Here is a 22816-nt window from a genome sequence, read left to right as displayed (position 1 = left end):
GCATCACCATGTAAACTTTCTAAACTGCCCGTTTAGCGTAAATTTCTTCCAAGATACGATGGCGTGTTTCTGGAACAGCAAATGATAAGGCAAGTGTGATCAGAGCTACTGCTATGCCTGTTATATATACTCCAGTTAACCCATAATTGTATGCTATAACAACTCCTATATATGGCGCCAGGGCGGCTCCTGCTCTTGCTGCAGCGTAATTAATACCAGTAGCCGTTGCTCTGATTTCATTATTGTATGTCTCTGGTCCCCATTGATGTACAACATCCGCCCAAATAGTGACCATTCCACTTATAATTGCTCCTGCAATAATTAGAACAAAATTTGTTGGAAATAATATATATGCCGCTGCAGAAACTATCATTATAATTATACTGTATATCATTGTTCCTCTTCTACCTATTTTCGTATCTATGGTAAAAACAGGTGGTAAAGCTAAAGCGGCAGCTCCTATACCTGAAGCTAAACCGAAGTATAATGAGTGTATTATTGTAAAGCCTCTAGCTACTAAAATCGATGGTAAAGCTGTTATAAAGAAATACCATCCAAAAAAGGATAAGAAATAAATGGGCAACCAGAAAGCAGTTAATCTACCATTTCTCCCCTTAAATACTTCGCTTACGTTTGATCGTGATATGTAGGGTTTAACGGTAACAGTGGGTGGAGGAGACAATTTTTTACCTATATTTGCTTCCACATGTTTCTCAATATTATTCATAACTCGTTTAGCGTCTTCAGTTTTTCCTTTTACTGCAAGCCATCTAGGTGATTCTGGTAAGATGGTCCTAGCAAGCCATAGAGGAATAGCAGTTATCCCGCCTATAATGAACATATATCTCCAAGCTTCAGGAGATAAGGGTATTATAATTAGACCTAAGGCAAATATTACTGGAACGTACCATTCGAATATAGCGAAAACTACTTGAAAATATTTTCCCCTCATCTTACTAGGCAAAATCTCATTTAGGTATGAGTCTAATGTAGGTATCTCTATACCTAGAAACAGTCCCGTTAAGAATCGAAGTATGAACATAATTACATAGTTAGGTGAAGCAGCTGTAATCAATGATAGAGATCCCCATCCTATTAATGTTATCATGAACATCCTTTTTCTACCATACTTATCTGCTAAATATCCTCCTATAGCAGCACCAACAAGCATACCTAATAACGTTATAGTTATTAATAATGCACCTTCAGCAGTAGACACTCTAAATGTTTTTGCAGCAGCTGGGGCAACTGCTCCCATCATAGATACCTCGAAAAAGTCGAAGAAATAACCAAATGCAGCTATTAAAAATGTTGCCCATATGTATCTAGTAATCGGTAATCTTTCAATTCTGGCTATTATTTCTTGTAATATTTCTTCCTTTTCACTCATATTTCTCACGTTGAATATCTCTCTTTTTTATGAACAGATAAAATGTTATGTTAACTTATTCGACTAAATCTCCCATTAAATAATAATCATTTTTTTCGAATTTTAGGACTTTTCTGGTTAATCTGTAAACCCATGTATTAATAATCTTATATTTAACACCTTTTTTCGGTAATAGAAATGAAGTTCTACGAGGATATAAGTTTAAATGAGAGGTTTGTAACTCCAGGTAGGACGATAACAGAGGCTGATGTGGTGTTATTTGCAGGTCTAACTGGTGATTATAACTCTATCCATACAGATGAAGTTTATAGTAAAAAATCGAGTATATATGGAAGGAGAGTTGTACATGGCTTGTTTACGTTTTCAATTGCAGAGGGACTTTTTCAACGATTAGGATGGTTTGAAGGAGTACCGGCGGTTTCAATAGGCTACGAAGATGTAAGGTTTATCAAACCAGTGTTTATTGGCGATACAATATATTTTATAGGCGAGGTAGTTGATAAAAGAATTAGTACGAAAAAAGAAACATGGGGTATAGTAAGAATAAGAATGGAAGGGAAAAAGGCAGATGATGAAAGTACAGTAATCTCTTTTATTCATGCTTATTTAGTTCCCTTAAAAAATGGGAAGGTGAGTACTAATGAAAAAGCTTAGATCAGACGCGGAACTATTTCTTAAATCAGTTTATGGAGAGAAGGAAGTAGAATATCTAGCAATAATAAATGGCATGATAAATTATGTTAGTGAAAAAATATTAAACAAGAGAAACGAATTAGATAAGAATGCAAGTATTTCAAGAGATTTTTTAAATGATGTTTTTAAATTTGGGTTTCAAACAATTCCCTATAGCAAAGAATATGGAGGATATGAATTGCCATATTTATTGTACATAATAGGTATGGAGGTTTTGGCTTATGGTTCACCTTCAGTAGCTAATGTAGTTTGGGCCTCAAATTCAGTAATAGATGGATTACATAATTTTGGATCGAATTTTCAGAAGGAACTATATCTTAAGCCACTATTAAAAGGCGATAAAATAGCGGCCATAGCCATGACAGAACCTAGTGGCGGTTCTTTAATAGAATATATTAAAACTAGAGCCGAAAGGAAAGGAAATCGATATATTTTAAATGGTAGCAAAATATTTATCACAAATGCTCCAATTGCTGATATATTTTTAGTTTTTGCGAATACAGATAAAGGAATATCAGCATTCATATTAGATAATAATACTGAAGGACTAAAAATAGGCAAGTCAATGCATAAATTAGGATTGCGGGGTGCGGTATTTTCAGAAGTTACCTTTGATAATTGCATAGTTCCAGAGGAAAACATATTGGGTGAAGAAGGAGATGGGCTTAATATAGCTAAACATATTTTTATAGGGGGAAGAGTCATTGCATCAGCACTAGCATTGGGCATAGGCGATGCGGTATTAGATCAAATATCTCAATACGTTACTTCTAGAGAACTAGGCAAATATAAATTAATTGACTTCCAGTTAATCAAGGGGAAAATTGCAGAAATGGAAACAATCTTGCAAGTAGGAAAAATTTATACATATTATACAGCGTTTCTGATGGATAAGATACCTAGACAAGAATTAAGTGAATCAGCTTCTATAAGTAAATTATTTACTACTGAGAGTGCACTTAAAATGGCAAATGATGCAATCTCCATATTTGGGGGATATGGATATACCGATGATCTGAATATACATATGTTCTGGAGAGATGCAAGAGGATTAACTATTGTAGAGGGTACTTCAGATATACAACGACTTATAATTCAACATGAACTTAAGAAGAGGATGCAGTAAAATGAAATTCAGAACCGCTCTAGAAGAGTTAAAATCAAATATTGTTAATTTAGCCTATGAGTACAGAGAGAAGAATGAGTTTCCTATATATACAGATGAGAAAAAAGGATCTTGGATTACATCGAATGGACAACATTGGATGGAAGGATTTTTAGTCGGTAGCTTATGGAACTTGTACAGCTTTTTTAGAGATGAAGAAATAAAAAAATTAGCGTTAGAATATAATTCAAAGTTGCTTGCGATAGAAGCACCTCTCTCACATGATATTGGATTTAGGGAATATTACTCTGCAGTAAAAAGCTGGGAAAATACATATTCAAATCAATTAAAGAAAAAAATAATAAATTATGCGGATAAGTTGGTATCATTGTTTAGAGAAGATCTTGGGTTTATCCCTGTAGGTGAAGAGTTTGTAACATATTTTCCAGGGGAAAGTAAAGAAATTGCAAAAAGTGAATTAATAATCGATACCATGATGGCCTCTTTACCTTTTTTAAGTTGGGTTTCAGCAAATTTTGATATAAATTATAAAAATATCATAATCATGCATGCCCACAAAACCTTCGATTTATTAGTTAGAAATGACGGAAGTACATATCAGGCTGCATTTATAGATGACAATCTAGAAATATTTAAGCATACTCACCAAGGATACAGTAATGAAAGTTGTTGGTCAAGAGGTCAAACATGGGGAATTTATGGTTATACTTTGATTTATTCGTATTTGAAAAAAGAAATTTTCTTGAGGATTGCCAGAAAACTAGCGTCATTCTTAGTGAAAAATATACCGGAAGATAGAATCATGTACTACGATTTTCAAGATACTACGGAGAAGGATTCATCATCAAATGTAATAGGCGCTTCTGCGCTAATTAATTTGTATAGAGAAACATATGAAATTGAATATTTAAAAAATGGACTTGAGCTTATAAGAGCAATTATTAACAATAAAGAATATTTCAGAGAAGGAGGACTAAAACACACTAGATATAGAAAAGATCAAGGAAGAGATTCCGAAACAATATTTGGAGATTATTATCTAAGTGAGGCATTGATTAACTTAGTAAAAATGGGGGTAGAAGAATGAGTGGAGTGTTAGAAGGAATAAGAATATTAGAGCTAACATTTGCGTTAAACGGACCCCTTGCTGGAAGGATCTTAGCTGAATTAGGTGCAGAAGTAATAAAGATTGAACCACCTTGGGGATCAGCAAGAGACTTTGCACCTGTAGTGAATGGGGAGTCAGCTAATTTCACTTTTATAAATGCAAATAAAAAATTTATTACGTTAAATCTTAAGACAGAGAAAGGTATAGAAATATTTAAGAGGCTAGTAAAAATTAGTGACGTGATTCTAACTAATTACAGACCAGGCGTACTAGACAAATTAGGTATTGGTTATGAAGATGTTAAAAAGATAAAGAATGATATAATCTTTGTAAGTAGTTCAGGTTTTGGATATAATAATCCATATTCTAGCCTTCCTGCCTATGATTACATAATTCAAGCAATGGTAGGGATGTATGGTGTTACTGGTCTAGAAGATCTTCCAATTAAGACTGGACCCGCAATTTTAGATGTGTTATCAGGAACATTTGCAGCGTTAGCTACTATAGCAGCATTATATTATAAATTATTAACTAGAAAGGGCCAATTCGTGGATATTGCCATGTTTGACGTCGGACTTTACGCAATGATAGAAAACATAGCAGGCGTTATGTTCGAGGGTAAAGGTTCAAGGTTTGACAAAAGATTAGGAAATAGACATCCCGTTACCGCTCCTTATGCACTATATAATGCAAAGGATGGATATGTGTTTATCGCTACGGCCAGTGATGAGCAATTTAATAAATTGTGTAAAGCAATGAATATGGAGTGGCTAGTTAATGATAGAAGATTTATAACTAATGAAGATAGAGTTAAACACGTAGAAGAATTAGACGCTATCATTAACGAATGGACATCTAGTAAATCAAGTAAAGAAGTAGTCGATATTCTAAGAAAATATGATATTGCAGTAGCAGAAGTTAAGCAACCATCCGATGCACTTAAAGAACCTTTAGTAGCTTTAAGAAATATGCTTGTTCAGGTAAAACATCCTAAATTAGGTAATATAAAAATTCTAGGAAGTCCGCTAAAACTGAGTGAAACACCAGGTATAGTTAAAGAGGCTGGTTATCCCATAGGTTATCACAATATTGAAATATATAAAGGACTTTTAAATATGCCCGAAAAGGAAATAGAGGAATTAAAGCTTAATAGGATTATTTAATTCTATCTCTTAGAACTCTTTTGTTGACCTTTCCAGTACTACGTAACGGTAAATCTTCTACTTCCGTTATCTCATCTGGTATACTCCATTTTGGTAACAAACCTTTATCTGCACTATCTTTAAGATGATTAATTATACTTCTCTCCAATTTGATCCCTTACCTTTAACTAGAGCTACAGATCTCTCTCCATTTTTCACCCTTCTAATATGAAAGTATATTATCTCTGGCAACATATGGATCTTGATAATAACTTTTTATAATTGGAAATAGGAACAATTCTTTATGAGATTGGGTATTCAAAGCTATTCGCTAAGGAAAATGAGCTATAAAAATGTATTAGAAACCATAAAACAGTTAGGGATATTTTACGTTGAAGCATATCCTAAACATTTTCCGCCTAACGATAGCATTAAGGAAGTTTTGAAGCTACATAAAGATCTAGGAATTAAGATAGTTGCTCATGGTGTGAATCACATGAAAAATAACGAGAAAGAACTAAGGAATCTTTTTGATTTTGCCAGCAACGCTGAACTCGAGGTACTAACTGCCGACCCAGATGAGGACGCTTTAAATTTAATTAATGATCTAGCTAAGGAATATAACGTTAAAGTTGCTATTCATAACCATGGTCCTAACCATAGGTGGGGATCCTTTAAGAGAATTAATGAGTTCGTAAATAAACTAGACTATAGAGTGGGAATGTGCCTTGATTTGGCTCATTTAGTCAGATACGGAGAAAATCCTATAGAGGCTATAGAGGCGCTTTCAAATAGAATTCATGATGTTCACTTAAAGGATGTTGATAAAAACGGGAATGACGTAATATTGGGAACTGGAGTAGTTGACGTGAAAGGTGTTTTGAGTAAAATTAAGCAAATGAAAATAGATATACCGATAATGATAGAATACGAACCAGATCCGGATAATCCAATACCTGGAATTAAAAAGTCACTTGAGTATCTTAAAAAACTGGGAATTAATGAGCCTTAAGTTAGTATTTTTATCTTACCTCTTATAGTGCCATTAACATTAACCCTATAGGTATTAGGTTTAACTTTTTCCACATCTAATTCCTTATTATTTACGAGCACTTTGTTTATTGTTTTTTCCGAAATTAAGGTGAGCGATGACACATAAACCTCACTAGAGAAACCTATTCCATCCTCTGAAGATATGATTTCTGTGCCATCATAACTCCTAAATGAGCCTTTTCCATATACTATGAATTCATTATTATCTAATGGAATTATCGAGTCTTCCCTTATGTAAATGGGCAAATCATTTGAGGACTTTATTACAGTCTTACCTTTGTAAATGTCTCCGCTCCAGTAGTCATACCATTTAGACTTAGGCAAGATTACCGTTCTGTTTTCGTCCTTAGTAATCACTGGCGTGTAGAGTAAATATTTCCCAACTATATACTCATCTTCAATCCTATACATATCATCATCTTCCATGAATTCATAAAATAAAGGCCTAACTATTGGATGCCCTTTTTCACTAGCTTCTACTGCTAAAGAGTAAAGATAAGGCAAAAACTTATATCTAAGATTGATAATATTCTTTACTTTCTCCTTATAATATTCTGGTAAAAATATGGGTTCAGTGTCTATACCATCAGTTGCTTTATGTGATCTGTAGAACGGGAAAAATAAGGCTAACGCATAATATCTAACCAATAGCTCTAGAGAGTTATCAATTTCTGAGAAACTCCTGCCTTGAAATCCGCCGATATCACAACCCACATAGGGAATACCAGATATTGATAAACCCAATACTAATTGTAGTTGAAGCCTTAGATCATCCCATGACGGAGTATTATCACCAGTCCAAATAAATGCATACTTCTGAATTCCAGCATACCCACTTCTACTTAGTATAAATATTTCGTTCTTACCACTTTTCCTAAAGCCCTCAAAGGTTGCCATTGCCTCATAAAATGGATAAGCGTTCCTAACTTTCTCGTGCTTAACTTTTCTTCCCTTTAAGCTATGAACCACGTTATCCGGAAAGGTTAAGAGAAACCTATCATCTCTAAACTCCACTGGTAATTTAGATAGTACATCTCTAATCTGAAAGACCCTAGTGAAATCGGTTGGTTCATTCATATCTAACCATACCCCATCAACACCTTGAGATAACCATTCTGAGATTAGCCCTGCCCACCATTCTCTAGTATCCTCCCTAAAGAAGTCTGGATAAACAGTGGTACCTGGCCACATTTTACCTACGAATAATTCACCGCTTTCAATCTCACAGAACTTTCCCATCCCGGAAAGAAATGGTGAATAGTTCTGGTCAACCCTTATTCCGTGGTCAACTATTGTAATTAACTTAACGTTCCTCTTGTGTAACTCATCTATCATCTTTTTAGGTTCTGGGAACCTCTTAGGATGCCACGTAAATAGTTTGTAAGAATCCATGTAGTGTATATCTAGGAATACTCCAGCTACTCTAAAACCCTCCTTTTGCATTATATCTACTAACTCAACAACCTTATCTTGAGGATAGTAAGAGTAGCGTGATATCATGTAACCGAAAGCCCACATTGGAGGTAGGAAAGGTCTTCCGGTTAATTCCGTGTATCTCTCTAGAACGTCCTCAATTCTCGGCCCTTCAATCACGTAAAACTCTAATGAGTCATCTGGAATTGTTACAATTACTTTATCATATTCCTCAAGTCCTATATCGAAAATCACTTTAGAAGCCGAGTTGAAGAGATAACCAGTTGCCATACCGTCTTTCACTGATATAAAGAAGGGTATACTGACGTAAAGTGGATCCTGATATTTCTTATAGGCACCAGCGTCAACGTTATACATTATATACCTTTTCCTTTTTCTATCCAATTCAAATGCCTTCTCTCCTAATCCTATAATGTGCTCTTTCAAATCCAACGATTTTTCCACAATGATCTTATTACCTTGTTGAATTATTGTTAAACCTAACTCTGATAAAGATTTATTCGATGATATCTTTTGCTCAAGTGGGAATTCTATGGGGGGAAATGGTTCTCCTATAACTACTTTGTAAATGCCTTTGTTCTCGTATATTTTTATTGTCTGCATCCCTTATCACCGTATACAATTCTCTTCGAAATATAAAGCTTTCTTTAACTAGCTTATCTAACAACTATATTGTTATCCTATTTTCGGATTACGACAATAACTAACTACATAACGTTAAGTTTAAACCAATAACATGCATCCGAGATACACTTTTAACTAACTACGCTAATCCTTAATTAAAGGAGGTTTTAGCAAAATAGATTTATATACTAACCCTATATCATACCATAAATGATCTATCTTGCGGTTAAGTAATGGAGACGTTATAGTGTTTGCTGGAGATAGTATAACCGATAGTGGGAAGACAAACAACGCTCCTTTAGGGTATGGGTATGTCAATCTCTTTTATAATCTTATGTTGGCTAAACATCCAGAGACGAAAATTACTGTTATAAATTCTGGTATAAGTGGAAATACTGTAATCGACCTCATAGATAGATGGGACGATGATGTGCTAAGTTATAAACCTAATTGGATATCGATTTTAATTGGTATAAATGACCTCCATAAGTTTCTAGGTGGCTTAACGACATTTAACCCTGAAAACTACTATGAAAACTTGAGACGTCTACTAACATATACTAGAAAGGTGCTTGACAACGTGAATTTTATTTTAATGACCCCATTTTATATCAGTAGGAATAAACTTGAGGGTAGATTTAGGGCTAAGGTACTGGAACTATTACCTCAATATATAGAGAAAGTTAGATTACTATCTAACGAGTTCTCTGTAGCTTATATTGACCTTCATGACACTTTTAAAAAACTGGTTAATATAAGGGAACCTAACGTCTACGCACCAGAACCAGTTCATCCAAATTTCACAGGACACATGGTAATTGCCTTAAAGCTGCTTGAGGTATTGGAAATATGATTCATTTATAATTACAAATCATTTAAGGTGATTCCAGAAAAGATTGTTATACTTGAGGAACAGGAAATAACAGAAGTATCAATGTTAGGAAATTATAAGAATAGAAAATGATTCTAAGTATTAAGAAGATATATTCAGATTTTTGCTATTTTTAAAAACTTTTACTAACCTCCTATACATTAAAACAAGTTAGATATTTTAGATATATTTAATACTAACAATTAAGAACATAGATAAAAGGAATCGCATAAAGATATGTGATACTCATAATTCATGATACTAAGAAGTATATAATTAAAATTAAAAAGGGAAACTTATCGATATGAAATAACTGAATTTTAACTTAAATTAAATTTAACTATATAAAGTACTCTGTCATGTTTAAATTTTACTAGATATTTTTATAGGTTAATACCGCTATTTAAACCCGAAAAATCAAATGAATAAATATTTTTAATCTCAAGCCCGTAACTATTAACAATAATGTATTTTCGTGTGATGATATGCTAATTCTTTTTCATAAGGAAGGGTATTCTTGTAGACTATTTTTACAAACATTATTCAACTTCTCTACGAATTCACTTAACACGATACAATTTGAATACATACTTTTAAAGTTCTCGCTATACCATGAATAGTTCTCTCTGGCAAAAAGATTTGAAGCCTATTAAATACTAAGCAATAGTAAATTGTAACCCAATAATATACTACTGAATAGAGCTACCTAATCTATAATCTAGGATAACCCTTATAACAAGAGGAGCCCTTGTAACTTCCTCTATTTTTATCTTTAAACCTTCATCACTTAAACCCCACTCTAGCTTACCTTTCCCATCCAGTCTGCTTACATCTACTATTACACCTTCTTCTGTTAGCTTTAGATTTTTCATAAACGACCTTAACGTAATTTCCTTAGGCTTTCCGAAGATAATAGCGTAAATATGCCTCTGTCGCGGATAATAGTCTTTCACAATGTATCTCACATCTTGATCACCTAAAACAATTTTCCTCTCTGTAAAGAATCCCCCGTCATTAATTTCCGAAGGGCCTTCTCCGTAAACTCTCCACGGTTTTGATCCGAAAATCGCCTCGCCATTTACATTTAGCCAATCCCCAACGTCTAGTAGAATTCTCTTAGCCTCTTCTGGTATCGTACCGTCAGCTTTAGGTCCTATATTCAAGAGAAAAACTCCATTTTTACTAGCAACATCACCTAAATGGGATAATATAAAACTAGGTGACTTGTATTCAGCATCCTTGATGTAACCCCAGGATTTGTAGTCTATAGAAGTGTCAGCTAGCCATGTGGAAGGATATACATTCTTTATTGTTCCCCTTTCAGCTAAATCCGGTATGGCTGTACCTTCCTCAAATGCACCTTGCTTGAAAATTATTACGGGTTCTATTCCCCATTTATATGACCTATTATAGTAATAAGACGCAAAAGCTTTCAAGTATGGTTGGAAAGAGGGATTGGCAATCCACCAATCGAAATAGACTAGCCATGGCCTATACTTCTCAACAGCCTCAATAATTCTAAGCAACCAATCCATTAGAAACTCATCATCTGGTGGTGCATTATCCTTTGATGGTGGATCTCTAGGATTTAGGGAAGCAGGCTGAGCCGGGCCGTATAAATCGAAATATTTTGGGTCCCTTACGTCAGACTCTATTTTCATCCCTTGATCGAAAAACCACCAGTGCTCAGCCCTATGATATGAAATGCCAAATATTAGTCCTTGACCTTCAACAGCTTCCCTAAGTTCTCTAACAATGTCCCTTTTAGGTCCAATCTTGGTTGCACACCACCTAGTGTAATTTGATTCCCACAGTGCAAATCCATCGTGATGTTCCGCGACGAGGACTACGAACTTAGCCCCACTTTTCTTAAAGAGCTTAGCCCACTCATATGGATCCCAATTCTCTGCAGAAAACATTGGTATGAAATCCTTATATCCGAAATCAGTTACTGGGCCGAAGTTTTTTAGGTGGTATTGGTGTTCTGACCTATCTGGCATGTACATATATCTGGGGTACCATTCGTTAGCATATGCTGGTACTGAGTACACTCCCCAATGGATGAAAATACCGAATTTAGAGTTAGCAAACCATGTTGGAATTCTATACTTTTTTAATGAACTCCAAGTAGGTTTAAAAGGACCTTTAGATGGTACTGGAAGTGATTTCAGAATTTCGTAAGAATTTCGTGGCATTTAACTGACCTACCTATTGATTAAAGGAGGTATACTTAAACTTTTCTTAAGTTGATTACCGTTTAGCTGATAATGTCTTTTATGGAAAAGCAGTTTTGGGAAAATGCTTTCACTAAGGTATAATTGGAAAGCTTTTAAACTTTTAAAAAAGTATGAACTTGTGAGCCATAAGTACATTAACGTGGTGGTTTCGCACCATGGGTGCTGGTCGGAGCTCACAAGTGGAAATTACATTGATACGTTGATTAACATTGAGTACTCCAGTTTTGATATACTTAAGGCAAGTAGGATAGCTATAATTAGAGGAAGTAAAGAAAATATTAAAGGGCAGATTAAGAACATTATGATTAAGGATAGGAGTATTATAGACTTTGATATATCAGAGATTGTCAGTGATAATAATAAGTATTCAATCTATTTAATATCGATGTTACAAGAGGCTGAGAATACGATAATAAGTAAACTGAGAGCTAAGGGTACTTCTATAATTGGGACTAGCATACGAGATGGTAAGGAGATCTACGACGTTATAGTACCAAGAGACGTTAAGACTTTAGTTGTAGACGCCATAATGAAGGATGACAGGGTAAAAATTATCAACTTTGTGGAGAAGGACGTTAATGAGGAAATAATATTCAAAGTAATAAGTAGGAACTCGTTGGAAATGCTTCTAACTGAAAAGGAGAGAATGCTATTGAGAAAGGCAAGGGAGTTAGGTTATTTTAAAGTGCCTAGAGATAGGAACTCTCAAGAGCTAGCAGATCAATTGGGAGTTAGTAAGATGAGTGTGTCCCTTTCTTTGAGAAATATACTCAAAAAGATTTCTGATTTGATATAAGTAATCAACTTAGGGCGTGTAGGAGCATCTTCATGAATTTATCGTAATGAATTTCATATACAATCGTCGCATTTGGCTTATTACTTCCTATGATATGCCCTGCTTCAGCATAATCTATAATTAGTAGGTGTTTCCCTCGACTAACCCCAATGAGTTAAGGGTGACTGTATATGATCCCCTAAGAGGAGTGCCGGTGGAATTAGAAGCAATTAAAGGTAAGCATAAGTTAAGCCACGGGTAAACACGCACTCGCCATCGCCCAGAAAATGAAGATTTTCGAGGGAGTCATATATCTGGCACTTTTGGGTATTGGCCTAACTCCTATTATTTCAAAACCGATACCCTTCATGTACACATCTTCTTCTCCTCTCTTACTCATAAGTAAAATTACATACTAAGAATTCTATAAACAGAATGCTTTACTTATAATAGTTAGATTTATCTTGGAAATTATGCATTATCTATGATTATTGTATACAGATAAAGGGGAAACTTAATTACCATAAGCTAATAAAAAACACTTAATGATAGCAAGTGGAGAAAAGAAAAGTTGGGAGCCAAAGACACAAGTTGAAGTATTAGAGGAGAGCGTAAATGAGTTTAAGGATAAGGTTGCCATTGATTATTTTGGCACTAAAGTAACGTTTGAACAACTGGGAATTATGGTCAACTCTGTAGCCTCTCAATTATCCGAATACGTTAAGAAAGGAGATGTGGTAATACTTTCAACACAAAACGTTCCTCAGTTCATCATAGTTGAATACGCCATTTGGAAATTAGGAGGAATAGTATTGCCGATAAATCCTTCTTATACTGAAAACGAACTAAGGTACCTAATATCTGATTCAAATACTAAGATTGCAATAGCCTCATGCGAGTCAAAGTTAAAGAACCTAATTCAAACTATAACCACTAACCCAAATACTTTTCACGAAATACCTTCAGAATATAGGGAAAAGTGGAGGATTATTGACGATTGTGAGGAGGAATTGAACTTAAAGAGTAGTAAAAGAATATATAGTGACGCTAGCCCTGGCGTTAACGATCTAGCCCTTTTAGTTTACACTTCTGGAACCACTGGAAGACCCAAGGGAGTTCCCATAACCCATTCCAACATATACGCATCCTCGTACATCTATAGAGAGTGGTTCAGATTTAATGAGAATGATAGGGTTTTAGGAATAGCCCCATTTTTCCATATAACGGGGCAAATATTCCACATTACCACTTCAATCCTCTCTGGTTCATCAATTCACACGTCATTTAGGTTTGATTCAGATCTTTCGCTTGGAACCGTTGAGGAGAGTAAAACAACTTTGACAATGGCTGTCGCAACTGCATATATGGCTATGCTTAACGCGTTAGATAAGCAAGATTTGTCAAGTATGAGACTGTGGTCATCTGGAGGAATGGCAATGCCAAAGGCTATAGAGGAAGAGTGGAGAAAGAGAGTTGGGGATTGGATTTATATGGCCTGGGGTTTAACGGAAACTACTTCCCCTGCTACATTATGGCCATATCCCTATGATGGTAATTTACCAGTTGAGCAAGAATACGGTATTGTGAGTTCTGGAGTTCCAGTGTATAATACTGAGGTGATGATAGGGGAGGATGGGGAGATATTAGTCAGGGGACCACAAGTAGTTAAGGGGTATTGGAAGATAGGGGAATTTAAGGATGGATGGTTACCAACTGGGGATATAGGGAAGATAGTAAATGGATGGGTTTACATCATCGATAGGAAGAAGGATATAATAAACGCCTCTGGCTTTAAAGTAATGCCTAGGGAGGTTGAGGAAGTGTTATATCAACATTACGCTGTGGATGAGGCAGTAGTAGTTGGAGTACCAGATGAGTATAGGGGAGAAAACGTTGTTGCTTACGTGAAGTTGAAGAGAGAATACTCACCTTCAGAAGCCTTGGCTGAGGATATAATAAAGTATTGTAGATTACATTTAGCCTCATATAAGGTTCCCAGACAGATTAGGTTTGTAAATGATATTCCTAAAACTCCCTCTGGGAAGATTATGAGAAGAGCGTTTAGAGGTGAAATGTAGATTCTGGAACAATCTAAATTTGACCTTTTTATAAATGCTAAACAAGTTAGGCATGGTATTTATAAAATACTTAAGGATCACAAAGATATTAGAGAGTATGTCAAAGCGTAAAATATATAAGGCAATCTCCAGAACTGCAATAATAATAATTGTAGTAGTTATTGTAATTGCTGCGATTGCTGGAGGTTTGGCTGCATACTACAGTTCTAGTAAGCCCACACCTACTAGTACCACTACAAGCTCACTAACTTCAGTGACAACTCCTTCTACAACCTCTACTTTATCTTCCTCTTCTACAACAACTACTGCTTTGTCAAATGTGGTAGACTTTATAAATCCATGGGGTGCTGAAGACCCTGTAGGACTAAAATGGATTGGAGGAAACTTCTCAATTTACTACCCTGGTTATTCAGTGCAATTCACATCATTACCGGGAGCTAGTGGTGTAGAGGAGAGATATGTTGTAATTAACGATATTGAAGCTGGTAAATTACAAGGTATATTTTGGGCTCATGGAGGTCCTGAAGTACTTTCATATGTGGAGCTACTACCTAATCCTCACGATTTATATAATATGACACCACTGTTGGCCCAAGAAGGACTATTCCAGAAGGGTGTTACGGAAGCGCTTATGGCTATATCCTATAATGGTACAATATTCGGCTCTCCAACCAACGTGCACAGAGCAGAGGAATTGTACTTCAATCCTCAAATCCTTAAGAAGTACAACTTACCAATACCCACCAATTTAAGTTTACTAATTTACGATACTCAACAATTAGAAGCACACGGAATTAATCCATGGGCAATGTCTGGTGCTGAAGGTGGATACGAACAATTACATTTGTGGTTTGCAATATTCCTATCTGTAGCTGCGCAATACTACGGAGCTGCTGGGGCTGCTAAATTATCAAATGAGTTGATGTATGGAGTGCTTAACTTGAATAACGTAACAGTCCAAAAGATCATTAATGAAACTGATAATGTATTCCTACAGTTTGTAGGTCAAAACGCTGTGATTCCAAGTTGGCAAAGTCAATCTATATGGTCTGCTTTAGCATTAGTAATAAAGGGACAGACTGTATTCGAGGCTGGTGGTAATTGGCTTGCTGAATATGCAGCCATATGGTACAATACTACTACTTATCCTGCAACACAGCCCTATCTAAACTGGTCCAATATTACATTAATGGCAATGCCATTCCCTGGTACACAAGGTATTTACGTTATAGATATGGACTCTGTTGCAATACCTACTGTTAATAATCCACAGGAACAAGCTGCTATAAACTTCGCAAAATTCTGGACTTCGTATGAAGGACAGAAAATATGGACATACTATAAGGGTGTATCAGTATGGGCTAATGCAACCGATTATTATTCTACTCCAATGCAGTGGTATGATTATCAGGCCTTGTTAAATACCCCTGCTCAGAACTTTACATGGGCATTTGCTGATGGGACACTATTTGATGATGTATTCTACTTCCTCATAGCACAAGAATTGAACTTACAAGAGCAAGGCTCATCATATGTTCCTACCTTTAACGCAGCACTCTTCAAAGCTGAAAATATGACGTTCCACGAATGGCAAATAGCTGCGAAAGACGGTTTCGGCTTTGTGGGACAAAGAGGAAATCCATTTGGTAATTATTTACCACCATGGGTTAATCCAAATACTTATGCATATAACTCAAGCTATACTCCATCATTCTTGCTGACACCACCTCACTACCTACTACCATACTTAAAGAAACTTGGGCAACAGCAAACTATCAACAGGGCTAGTAATGTAAACTATTACATTATCAACGGCATAAATTTGCTACCTTACCCATTGCTAGTTTTACTAATGATTTATCTAGATCAAACTAGATATAAACCTCTTGTAAATTCGTTTATAAATAAGATAAACTTTTTTTCCAATATATTTTTATCTAAATTTTTAACCTTGAATTCTGATTTATACTTAGGTGTGTGAATTATGAGAAAAGGAGCTATCCTAATGTCTATACCAGGCCTTATATTTGCCGCTTTTTTGATATACTTATTAGCTCTCAATGTTTACTTCTCACTTTTGAACTGGTCATTATTTAATTTACGTCCTACTTTTGCAGGGTTAAGTACTTATCAAACTTTGTTTTCAGAATATTTTTTTAATTTAGCCGTTACTCATACAATTGTATACACTATAGCAGCTGTTGCAATAGGTAATATATTAGGAATATTGGGAGCTGGAATTTTGTATTTTATAAAGAGTAATACAAGAAGGGCTATTTACTTATCTGTATTTCTATATCCCTTAGCAGTCCCTTCCTCTACTTATGCGATCGCTTGGCAGTGGTTATTTAATCCACAAACAGGCATTAACTTGATCTTAAAAGTATTTCATTTTCCAAATATAATTTGGCTAACTACCCAACCCACTATTTACGCTGGAATGATAATTATAGAGACGTGGGCATACACTGGTTTAGCGGTCCTATTCTTCCTTGCTTCGTTTATGAGCGTGGATAAATCAATTATAGAGGCAGCCAAAATTGATGGCGCAAATAACCTTTATTTATTATTTAGGATCATATTACCAAACTCAATGAACGGGTTTATAGTATCTACAGCCCTACTATTTTTATTTTCCTTTAGAATATTTACCGTACCGTTTACTATAGGAGGGCCCACAAACCCGAATATGATGAGTCTCGTAGAGTACATTTATATTTTGTTTAGTACTGAGTATTTCTCTTTATCCTCAGCATTATCTTCCCTAGTGGCATTAATTGCAGCAATAGTGATTATTCCCTACGCAATACTCGGATTGAAGAAATGGGTGTTTAGGAGGTGAGGTAAGATGGAAAGATCCGTGAGTAGGGGAAATTATATAATAAATTCAATTAAATATGCATTATTGGAAATAGTTGCTGGAATACTCGTTATCATGTGGTTAGTTCCGTTGTACGCTATGATTTTAGGAGGATTGAAGTCTAATTTGGAAGCGGCTAGTACTCCAATACTCCTTCCACCTTCTAAACCATCGCTCGACGCTTATGCATTTGCCTGGTTTGGATATGCAACTATTCCTGGACTGGAACCAACAATGTTGAGATACTTGCTTGTAGCCATACCATCCGTGCTACTATCAGTGATAATAGGGACAATGACTGCTTATTTCTTCTTCATACTTAGTGAGAAACACGAAATATTAAGCAATAGCTTATTTTCCATTATAGCTTTAGCGACATTCTTGCCTATAGAAACAGTTACATTTCCACTGATTGAGTTAGAGACCTCACTAAATGTTTACAATACTTACATAGGGTTAATATTCGCTATGCTAATATTCTATGTACCGACATCTGCACTATTAATGTCAATATTTATTCCAGTAGTTCCCAAGTACTTAATAGAATCCGCTAGGATGGATGGAGCCGGAGATTGGACAATCTTGTGGAGAGTAGTTTTTCCACTAATATTCCCTGGGTTTCTATCAACTCTAATATTCGTTTTCCTACAGATTTGGAATGAGTTCTTCATACCTTTAATACTTACAAATACGCCAAACATGTTAATGTTACCAGTAGCTGCCAGATTCTATACTGCGGCATACGCATTAATTTACAATAGGTCGTTTGCAGCTGGAGTTATTTCTTCCTTAATACCGTTGATAATATTTATATTTCTTGGAAGATATTTTATACGTGGATTAGCAGCATTAGGTGGAGGAGCTAAAGGGGTGTAAAGAAAATGACCACAATTAGAGTAGAAAATTTAACAAAAATATTTAAAAAAGGTAAAACAGAGGTAAAAGCAGTTGACAATATCTCAATACAAATAGAGTCAGGTATGTCTTTTGGCGTTTTAGGACCAAGCGGTCATGGAAAGACTACGTTTCTAAGGTTGATAGCAGGGTTAGAGGAACCGACCAGCGGTTATATATATTTTGATAATGATGTAGTATCGTCTCCACGTAGGGTCGTCATGAGCCCAGAGAAAAGAGGTATTGCAATGGTTTTTCAGAATTGGGCTCTGTACCCCAATATGACTGTTTTCGATAATATAGCATTTCCTTTAAAGCTAGCTAAGGTTCCTAAAGATAAGATAGAAAGCAAGGTTAAGGAAGTTGCTGAGGAATTAGGTTTATCTGGTGTTTTGAATAGGTACCCGAAGGAACTCTCTGGAGGTCAAATGCAGAGAACTGCAATAGCTAGAGCTTTAGTAAAAGACCCTAAGGTTCTTCTATTAGATGAGCCATTCAGCAATCTCGATGCACAGATTAGGGAAAGTGCTAGAGCTCTAGTGAGGAAGATACAAAGAGAAAGGAAGTTAACTACGTTAATAGTATCTCATGATCCAGCAGACATATTTGCAATAGCGAATAAGGCTGGAGTCATTGTTCATGGAAAATTCGCTCAAATAGGTAGTCCAACTGAGATATATGAATATCCTGCAACTGATCTAATAGCTAGACTAACCGGTGAAATTAACTTGCTACAAGCTAAGGTGATAGAAAATACTGCAATATTAGGTAACCTAAAAATACCTCTAAATAATGTGGAACTAAAAGGAATGAGCAATTTAGTTATAGGAATAAGACCAGATGATTTAACGCTTTCCGACACTTTACTAGATAAATATGTAGACGCTGGTATTGTAAAAGTAAAGTTGGTAAGCTACGGTGCGGGTATATTTAAGATAGTGGTATCTCCTGCCGCTGACGAAAACATAGATATAATAGTTGATGCGGAAGAACCATTGGAAACTGGAATTGAAACTCATCTATTAATTAAAGTAGGGAAAATGAAAATATTCGATCAAAATGGAAATAATCTGCTTACCAGTAAGACACAAATCATAAAGTGATTTTTCCTTTCATTTGTATATGATCCCTATTTGAATTATTATGTTCCCTTATAGTTTCTGTTAACAGATTAGCGAAAACGTTATTATAGTAATGGCTTACTTTCCAAATATGATTAAGGAGTTATTCGATCAAATGCTAAAGGGCGAGTTATTAGTAATAGATATGACTTACGACATGTTTAACGGGATGCAGACGTATATTGGGGATCCGCCATTTAAACACGAGTACTTTAGGAAAGGTAATAAATATGGTGAAGTTACACTTTCAACAGTCTACATGGGCCTACATTCTGGAACTCACATAGACCTTCCCTTACATTTCGTACCCAACGGGGATAGCATTGAAAAATTCGACTTGATTAAATTCACAGGATATGGTACTGTACTAGATTTAAGATATAAGAAGCTAGGAGAACCAATAACTAGCAATGATCTAAAGAAGTTTGACGAAAAGATAAAGGAGAATTTCGTTGTAATGCTTTACACTGGTTTCTCTTCAACGAGAGGTAAAGAGGATTTCTTATATAATTGGCCTTATCTGGATTCAAGTGGTGCTGATTACTTAGTGAGTAAGAAGATAAGGGCTGTGGGGATAGAAAGTATGAGCATTGCTGGTTGGGCTGGGAAGGAATATCCTCCTAGAACAAACTGGGATGAAGTAGTTTACGTACATCACAAGTTGCTTAGTAATGGAATAATAATAATGGAAAGCGTAAACAATATGAGGAAAGTGTTAGAAGAGTGTAAAAATGGTGAAGCGTTATTCTTCTATGCACCCCTAAAAATAGATGGTGCCGAGGGAGGACCAACTAGGTTATTTGCTATTTGTGAGAAAAAGTGAGAGGTCTTTTATTCTCTCCCGTATTTTGCTCTCTTCTTCACATATTGTTAAAGGTGGCCTTACTACGTTTTTTATCGGCATATTTAGTACTTTAAGTAGTAGTTTTATAGACGCAGTATACGAGTTGCAGTAGTCGTAGATGTCAGTTAGATTTAGTACATCAATCCAATATTTATTAGCGTCTGAGAGATTACCATTTTTCCAGCTTTCGTACACTCTCGAATGGAGCTTTGGTATGGCATTGGCTAGTCCCATCACTCCACCATTACCACCCATGTATAGAAGTGGTAACAAGTACTCATCAAACCCTGTAAGTATTGAAAAGTCCTTTCTAATTTCTCTTACTTCACTGATCAACCTCTTGAAGAAAATTAGGCTGTCTAGGGTTACTTTAGTTCCAATTATATTGGAGTGTTGAGATACTAACGTCTTGTACACTGAGATCGGTATGTCGATTCCGGTAAAGAGGGGTATATTGTATATAATGATAGGAAGATCAACTTTCTCAGCTATCATGGAAAAGTGGTTTAACAACTCTTTTTCTCTTACCTTAAAGAAATATGGGGCCATTACTACTATGGCGTCAACGCCCATATCCTTAAAATCCTTAGCCAACTTTATGGTTTCTTCAGTGAAGTTCGTAGAAGCTCCAGCGAAAATTAGGGTACTGTCACTTTTTCTAGAATCCAATACTATCTTTGCCACGAGTTTCATTTCGTCTATAGTTAAGCTTGCGAACTCACCTACACTTGAATTTACAAATATTCCATTAACTCCATTTTCACTTAAGTAAGATACTAACCATTTAAGACCTTCCTTATCTATTGAATAGTCCTCTAAAAAGGGTGTAATTAATGGAACTACTACACCTTCTAATCTCATAAATAAATACACGCTACATGGCTTTAATATTTTGATTAGAAAGTCGCTCCTCCTAATATGTCCAACAACACCTCAAGTCCGTAAGTGGTCGCTATACCTATGAATAACCAAGTCCAGAACCTAGCCTTAAATCCACCTAGTAGTGATGATGCGTTTATGTTAATCCTAATCATAACAAATACTAGGGAAGCGGAGGCAATTACGTTAAGAAATGCTAAGAATATTTCGTTTGAAATTCCAAGATAGTATATTGAGGCTCCTAATGTAGTAGGTAAACCAGCAAGTAGAGATAGTGGTATTAGAACCTTCAGCCCCATTACTCTTTTCGACATTACTGCTGGTGATGATATGGCAAATCCCTCAGTCGCGTTGTGAACAGCGAATCCTATCGTAAAAGCCCACGCTGCAGCTACTGATCCCGATAATAACGCTGCGGCTATGGCAAATCCTTCACCTATGTTGTGAAATCCTAGAGCGCTAGCCACAACAACCGGCAATCCTTCACCACTTGGGTTTTTCTCTAGAAGGCTTAAGAGCAACCATGTTCCTAGAAGTCCTACTGAAGTTAAGATTAACGCAATAGTGAAAGCTGAGTAATCTTTTGCCGATAAGAAATTGGTAACTATTTCTTCAGCTTCCGAACCAGTATCCAATGCTAAGTATGAAAGTATTCCTCCAGTAAACGCTCCTAGATATCCAATTGTCGTTTTGCTGAATTTCCCTTTGGATATTATTATTGCCCCTATGGCGACTGTACCTCCTGCTATTAGTCCTAGAAGGATTGGGAAGTAATTCATTTCTTTTCGCCATGTCGTAATTGGATAAAGAAACTTATAAGCTTATCTATCATATCAATTATATAGATTAAATAGACTATCAATCTCTGTATTTATCTTATAAAGAATTTAACATTCCAATAATATCTTAAATTATCTGACAAAAATCACTCTATAATCTTCTTAAACCTAATTGATGCTAAGAAGTACATTGATACATTAAATATTAAAATGGCTATAAGATCGCCTAATATGCTGTCCGTGTTACCAGTTATCATTAGCCTCCTACAAATATCTATAATATAAGTTAATGGATTACCTAAGGCAATATATTGGAGTATATTCGGCATTAGTTCTACGGGATACAGTCCATTACTAGCAAAGAATAAGGGCATAGTAATTGCTTGCCCTATTCCCATAAATCTCTCCCTGGTTTTCATGAAAGAGGCTATTACAACTGATAGCGAAGCAAAGCCACTGGACACGAAAAATATAATCAGTGAGGCTATAATGAAGTAAAACACGTTGTAGAATTTGACACCAAGAAGTAGTGCTATTATTGTTATGATTAGTATCTGGAATAGACTTCTTACCCCAGACGCGAAAGATCTGCCTATGACTATGGAATACCTAGGCAATGGAGTAGTTATTAGCTTTTTCAGTATTCCAGATTCCCTCTCCCAAACCAAGGTTAAACCATAAAATATTGAAATGAAGGTTGAAGACTGTATGATTATTGCAGGAGTTATGTAATCAATATAAGGTATTCCACCAGTTGGTATTGCCCTAATTCTGCTTATTACCGTACCATAAAGTGCTAACCACAGCATTGGTTGTATTGCTCTAGTATATAGCTCCATTCTATCGTTCTTTAATTTCCTTAATTCTAGCTCAAGCATTGTAGCCATATAACTTATTACGTTAACCAA

The 22816-nt window shown here is 35.6% G+C and carries 21 protein-coding genes; 13 read left to right on the top strand and 8 right to left on the bottom strand.

All coding sequences use genetic code 11. The annotated features are described in order from the left end of the window. Positions 1-19: 19 nt before the first annotated feature. Entirely contained in the window at positions 20-1390 is a 1371-nt protein-coding gene (locus tag J5U23_RS02405) for an MFS transporter (RefSeq protein ID WP_218266827.1), read from the bottom strand. 177 nt (positions 1391-1567) lie between these two features. Between J5U23_RS02405 and J5U23_RS02400 the strand changes: the two genes are divergently transcribed. Genes J5U23_RS02400 through J5U23_RS02385 form a run of 4 tightly spaced genes read left to right on the top strand, consistent with a single transcriptional unit; the run spans position 1568 to position 5480 of the window. After that, positions 1568-2044 carry a MaoC family dehydratase gene (locus J5U23_RS02400; RefSeq protein ID WP_218266826.1) on the top strand — a complete coding sequence of 159 codons (477 nt, stop codon included), beginning with the start codon at positions 1568-1570 and terminating at the stop codon, positions 2042-2044. Continuing rightward, the gene (locus tag J5U23_RS02395; protein WP_218266825.1) at positions 2031-3209 is read left to right on the top strand and encodes an acyl-CoA dehydrogenase family protein; all 1179 of its coding nucleotides are present in this window, start codon (positions 2031-2033) and stop codon (positions 3207-3209) included. The genes J5U23_RS02400 and J5U23_RS02395 overlap by 14 nt, the downstream gene beginning before the upstream one ends. A gap of 1 nt (position 3210) precedes the next feature. Beyond that, on the top strand, positions 3211-4296 hold the full coding sequence (locus tag J5U23_RS02390; protein WP_218266824.1) for a glycoside hydrolase family 88 protein: 1086 nt from the start codon (positions 3211-3213) through the stop codon (positions 4294-4296). Next, positions 4293-5480, top strand: a complete 1188-nt coding sequence (locus tag J5U23_RS02385) for a CaiB/BaiF CoA transferase family protein (RefSeq protein WP_218266823.1) — start codon at positions 4293-4295, stop codon at positions 5478-5480. Before J5U23_RS02390 ends, J5U23_RS02385 begins: the two co-directional genes overlap by 4 nt. Here the strand turns inward: J5U23_RS02385 and J5U23_RS02380 are convergent. Beyond that, complete coding sequence (locus J5U23_RS02380) at positions 5473-5628, bottom strand: hypothetical protein (RefSeq protein WP_218266822.1); 156 nt, start codon at positions 5626-5628, stop codon at positions 5473-5475. The genes J5U23_RS02385 and J5U23_RS02380 overlap by 8 nt on opposite strands. Positions 5629-5763: 135 nt before the next feature. On the opposite strand from J5U23_RS02380, the gene J5U23_RS02375 reads away from it, so the two are divergent. After that, on the top strand, positions 5764-6471 hold the full coding sequence (locus J5U23_RS02375) for a sugar phosphate isomerase/epimerase family protein (RefSeq protein WP_218266821.1): 708 nt from the start codon (positions 5764-5766) through the stop codon (positions 6469-6471). Here the strand turns inward: J5U23_RS02375 and malA are convergent. Further along, positions 6468-8549: an alpha-glucosidase MalA gene (malA, locus tag J5U23_RS02370; RefSeq protein WP_218266820.1), complete on the bottom strand. Its 2082-nt coding sequence runs from the start codon at positions 8547-8549 to the stop codon at positions 6468-6470. The two genes, J5U23_RS02375 and malA, sit on opposite strands and share 4 nt — an antisense overlap. A 268-nt stretch (positions 8550-8817) precedes the next feature. On the opposite strand from malA, the gene J5U23_RS02365 reads away from it, so the two are divergent. Then, positions 8818-9423, top strand: coding sequence for an SGNH/GDSL hydrolase family protein (locus J5U23_RS02365; protein ID WP_218267478.1), 606 nt, complete (start codon positions 8818-8820; stop codon positions 9421-9423). Positions 9424-10130: 707 nt separating this feature from the next. Here J5U23_RS02365 and J5U23_RS02360 read toward each other — a convergent pair. Beyond that, positions 10131-11636, bottom strand: a complete 1506-nt coding sequence (locus J5U23_RS02360) for an alpha-L-fucosidase (protein ID WP_218266819.1) — start codon at positions 11634-11636, stop codon at positions 10131-10133. A gap of 103 nt (positions 11637-11739) precedes the next feature. On the opposite strand from J5U23_RS02360, the gene J5U23_RS02355 reads away from it, so the two are divergent. Next, positions 11740-12474, top strand: a complete 735-nt coding sequence (locus J5U23_RS02355; protein WP_218266818.1) for a helix-turn-helix domain-containing protein — start codon at positions 11740-11742, stop codon at positions 12472-12474. A gap of 226 nt (positions 12475-12700) precedes the next feature. Here J5U23_RS02355 and J5U23_RS02350 read toward each other — a convergent pair whose 3' ends face one another. Continuing rightward, positions 12701-12853, bottom strand: a complete 153-nt coding sequence (locus tag J5U23_RS02350) for a hypothetical protein (RefSeq protein WP_218266817.1) — start codon at positions 12851-12853, stop codon at positions 12701-12703. A 145-nt stretch (positions 12854-12998) separates the two neighbouring features. On the opposite strand from J5U23_RS02350, the gene J5U23_RS02345 reads away from it, so the two are divergent. The 6 genes from J5U23_RS02345 (at position 12999) to J5U23_RS02320 (ending at position 20229) form a co-directional block, all read left to right on the top strand. Continuing rightward, positions 12999-14531, top strand: a complete 1533-nt coding sequence (locus J5U23_RS02345) for an AMP-binding protein (RefSeq protein ID WP_218266816.1) — start codon at positions 12999-13001, stop codon at positions 14529-14531. A 97-nt stretch (positions 14532-14628) separates the two neighbouring features. Continuing rightward, complete coding sequence (gene glcS / locus J5U23_RS02340; RefSeq protein ID WP_218266815.1) at positions 14629-16512, top strand: glucose ABC transporter substrate-binding protein GlcS; 1884 nt, start codon at positions 14629-14631, stop codon at positions 16510-16512. 3 nt (positions 16513-16515) lie between these two features. After that, positions 16516-17373, top strand: a complete 858-nt coding sequence (glcT, locus tag J5U23_RS02335; RefSeq protein ID WP_218266814.1) for a glucose ABC transporter permease GlcT — start codon at positions 16516-16518, stop codon at positions 17371-17373. Between the two features lie 6 nt (positions 17374-17379). Further along, positions 17380-18267, top strand: coding sequence for a glucose ABC transporter permease GlcU (glcU, locus tag J5U23_RS02330; RefSeq protein WP_218259292.1), 888 nt, complete (start codon positions 17380-17382; stop codon positions 18265-18267). 5 nt (positions 18268-18272) lie between these two features. Then, the gene (gene glcV / locus J5U23_RS02325) at positions 18273-19388 is read left to right on the top strand and encodes a glucose ABC transporter ATP-binding protein GlcV (protein WP_218266813.1); all 1116 of its coding nucleotides are present in this window, start codon (positions 18273-18275) and stop codon (positions 19386-19388) included. A gap of 109 nt (positions 19389-19497) precedes the next feature. Beyond that, entirely contained in the window at positions 19498-20229 is a 732-nt protein-coding gene (locus J5U23_RS02320; protein WP_218266812.1) for a cyclase family protein, read from the top strand. On the opposite strand, the gene J5U23_RS02315 is transcribed toward J5U23_RS02320, so the two are convergent. The 3 genes from J5U23_RS02315 to J5U23_RS02305 all read right to left on the bottom strand — a co-directional run bounded on the left by J5U23_RS02315 (position 20203) and on the right by J5U23_RS02305 (position 22816). Continuing rightward, positions 20203-21111 (bottom strand): dihydrodipicolinate synthase family protein, encoded by a 909-nt coding sequence (locus J5U23_RS02315; RefSeq protein WP_218259289.1) that lies wholly within the window; start codon positions 21109-21111, stop codon positions 20203-20205. The genes J5U23_RS02320 and J5U23_RS02315 overlap by 27 nt on opposite strands. Before the next feature lie 35 nt (positions 21112-21146). Continuing rightward, positions 21147-21908: a ZIP family metal transporter gene (locus J5U23_RS02310; RefSeq protein ID WP_218266811.1), complete on the bottom strand. Its 762-nt coding sequence runs from the start codon at positions 21906-21908 to the stop codon at positions 21147-21149. A 146-nt stretch (positions 21909-22054) separates the two neighbouring features. After that, complete coding sequence (locus tag J5U23_RS02305; protein ID WP_222149986.1) at positions 22055-22816, bottom strand: ABC transporter permease; 762 nt, start codon at positions 22814-22816, stop codon at positions 22055-22057.

The sequence above is a fragment of the Saccharolobus shibatae B12 genome, assembly GCF_019175345.1.
Lineage (GTDB): Archaea > Thermoproteota > Thermoprotei_A > Sulfolobales > Sulfolobaceae > Saccharolobus > Saccharolobus shibatae.
The sequence above is the reverse complement of the archived record's forward strand: the minus strand, read 5'-3'. Positions and strand labels throughout refer to the sequence as shown.

Excerpts from the sequence above, each read along its gene's own strand:
- J5U23_RS02315 (WP_218259289.1), bottom strand. The coding sequence starts at position 21,111 with ATGAGATTAGAAGGTGTAGTAGTTCCATTAATTACACCCTTTTTAGAG.
- glcT (WP_218266814.1), top strand. The coding sequence starts at position 16,516 with ATGAGAAAAGGAGCTATCCTAATGTCTATACCAGGCCTTATATTTGCC.
- glcV (WP_218266813.1), top strand. The coding sequence starts at position 18,273 with ATGACCACAATTAGAGTAGAAAATTTAACAAAAATATTTAAAAAAGGT.
- J5U23_RS02345 (WP_218266816.1), top strand. The coding sequence starts at position 12,999 with ATGATAGCAAGTGGAGAAAAGAAAAGTTGGGAGCCAAAGACACAAGTT.
- malA (WP_218266820.1), bottom strand. The coding sequence starts at position 8,549 with ATGCAGACAATAAAAATATACGAGAACAAAGGCATTTACAAAGTAGTT.
- J5U23_RS02350 (WP_218266817.1), bottom strand. The coding sequence starts at position 12,853 with ATGAGTAAGAGAGGAGAAGAAGATGTGTACATGAAGGGTATCGGTTTT.
- J5U23_RS02390 (WP_218266824.1), top strand. The coding sequence starts at position 3,211 with ATGAAATTCAGAACCGCTCTAGAAGAGTTAAAATCAAATATTGTTAAT.
- J5U23_RS02360 (WP_218266819.1), bottom strand. The coding sequence starts at position 11,636 with ATGCCACGAAATTCTTACGAAATTCTGAAATCACTTCCAGTACCATCT.
- J5U23_RS02320 (WP_218266812.1), top strand. The coding sequence starts at position 19,498 with ATGATTAAGGAGTTATTCGATCAAATGCTAAAGGGCGAGTTATTAGTA.
- J5U23_RS02375 (WP_218266821.1), top strand. The coding sequence starts at position 5,764 with ATGAGATTGGGTATTCAAAGCTATTCGCTAAGGAAAATGAGCTATAAA.
- J5U23_RS02405 (WP_218266827.1), bottom strand. The coding sequence starts at position 1,390 with ATGAGTGAAAAGGAAGAAATATTACAAGAAATAATAGCCAGAATTGAA.
- J5U23_RS02385 (WP_218266823.1), top strand. The coding sequence starts at position 4,293 with ATGAGTGGAGTGTTAGAAGGAATAAGAATATTAGAGCTAACATTTGCG.
- J5U23_RS02395 (WP_218266825.1), top strand. The coding sequence starts at position 2,031 with ATGAAAAAGCTTAGATCAGACGCGGAACTATTTCTTAAATCAGTTTAT.
- J5U23_RS02310 (WP_218266811.1), bottom strand. The coding sequence starts at position 21,908 with ATGAATTACTTCCCAATCCTTCTAGGACTAATAGCAGGAGGTACAGTC.
- glcU (WP_218259292.1), top strand. The coding sequence starts at position 17,380 with ATGGAAAGATCCGTGAGTAGGGGAAATTATATAATAAATTCAATTAAA.
- J5U23_RS02400 (WP_218266826.1), top strand. The coding sequence starts at position 1,568 with ATGAAGTTCTACGAGGATATAAGTTTAAATGAGAGGTTTGTAACTCCA.
- glcS (WP_218266815.1), top strand. The coding sequence starts at position 14,629 with ATGTCAAAGCGTAAAATATATAAGGCAATCTCCAGAACTGCAATAATA.
- J5U23_RS02355 (WP_218266818.1), top strand. The coding sequence starts at position 11,740 with ATGCTTTCACTAAGGTATAATTGGAAAGCTTTTAAACTTTTAAAAAAG.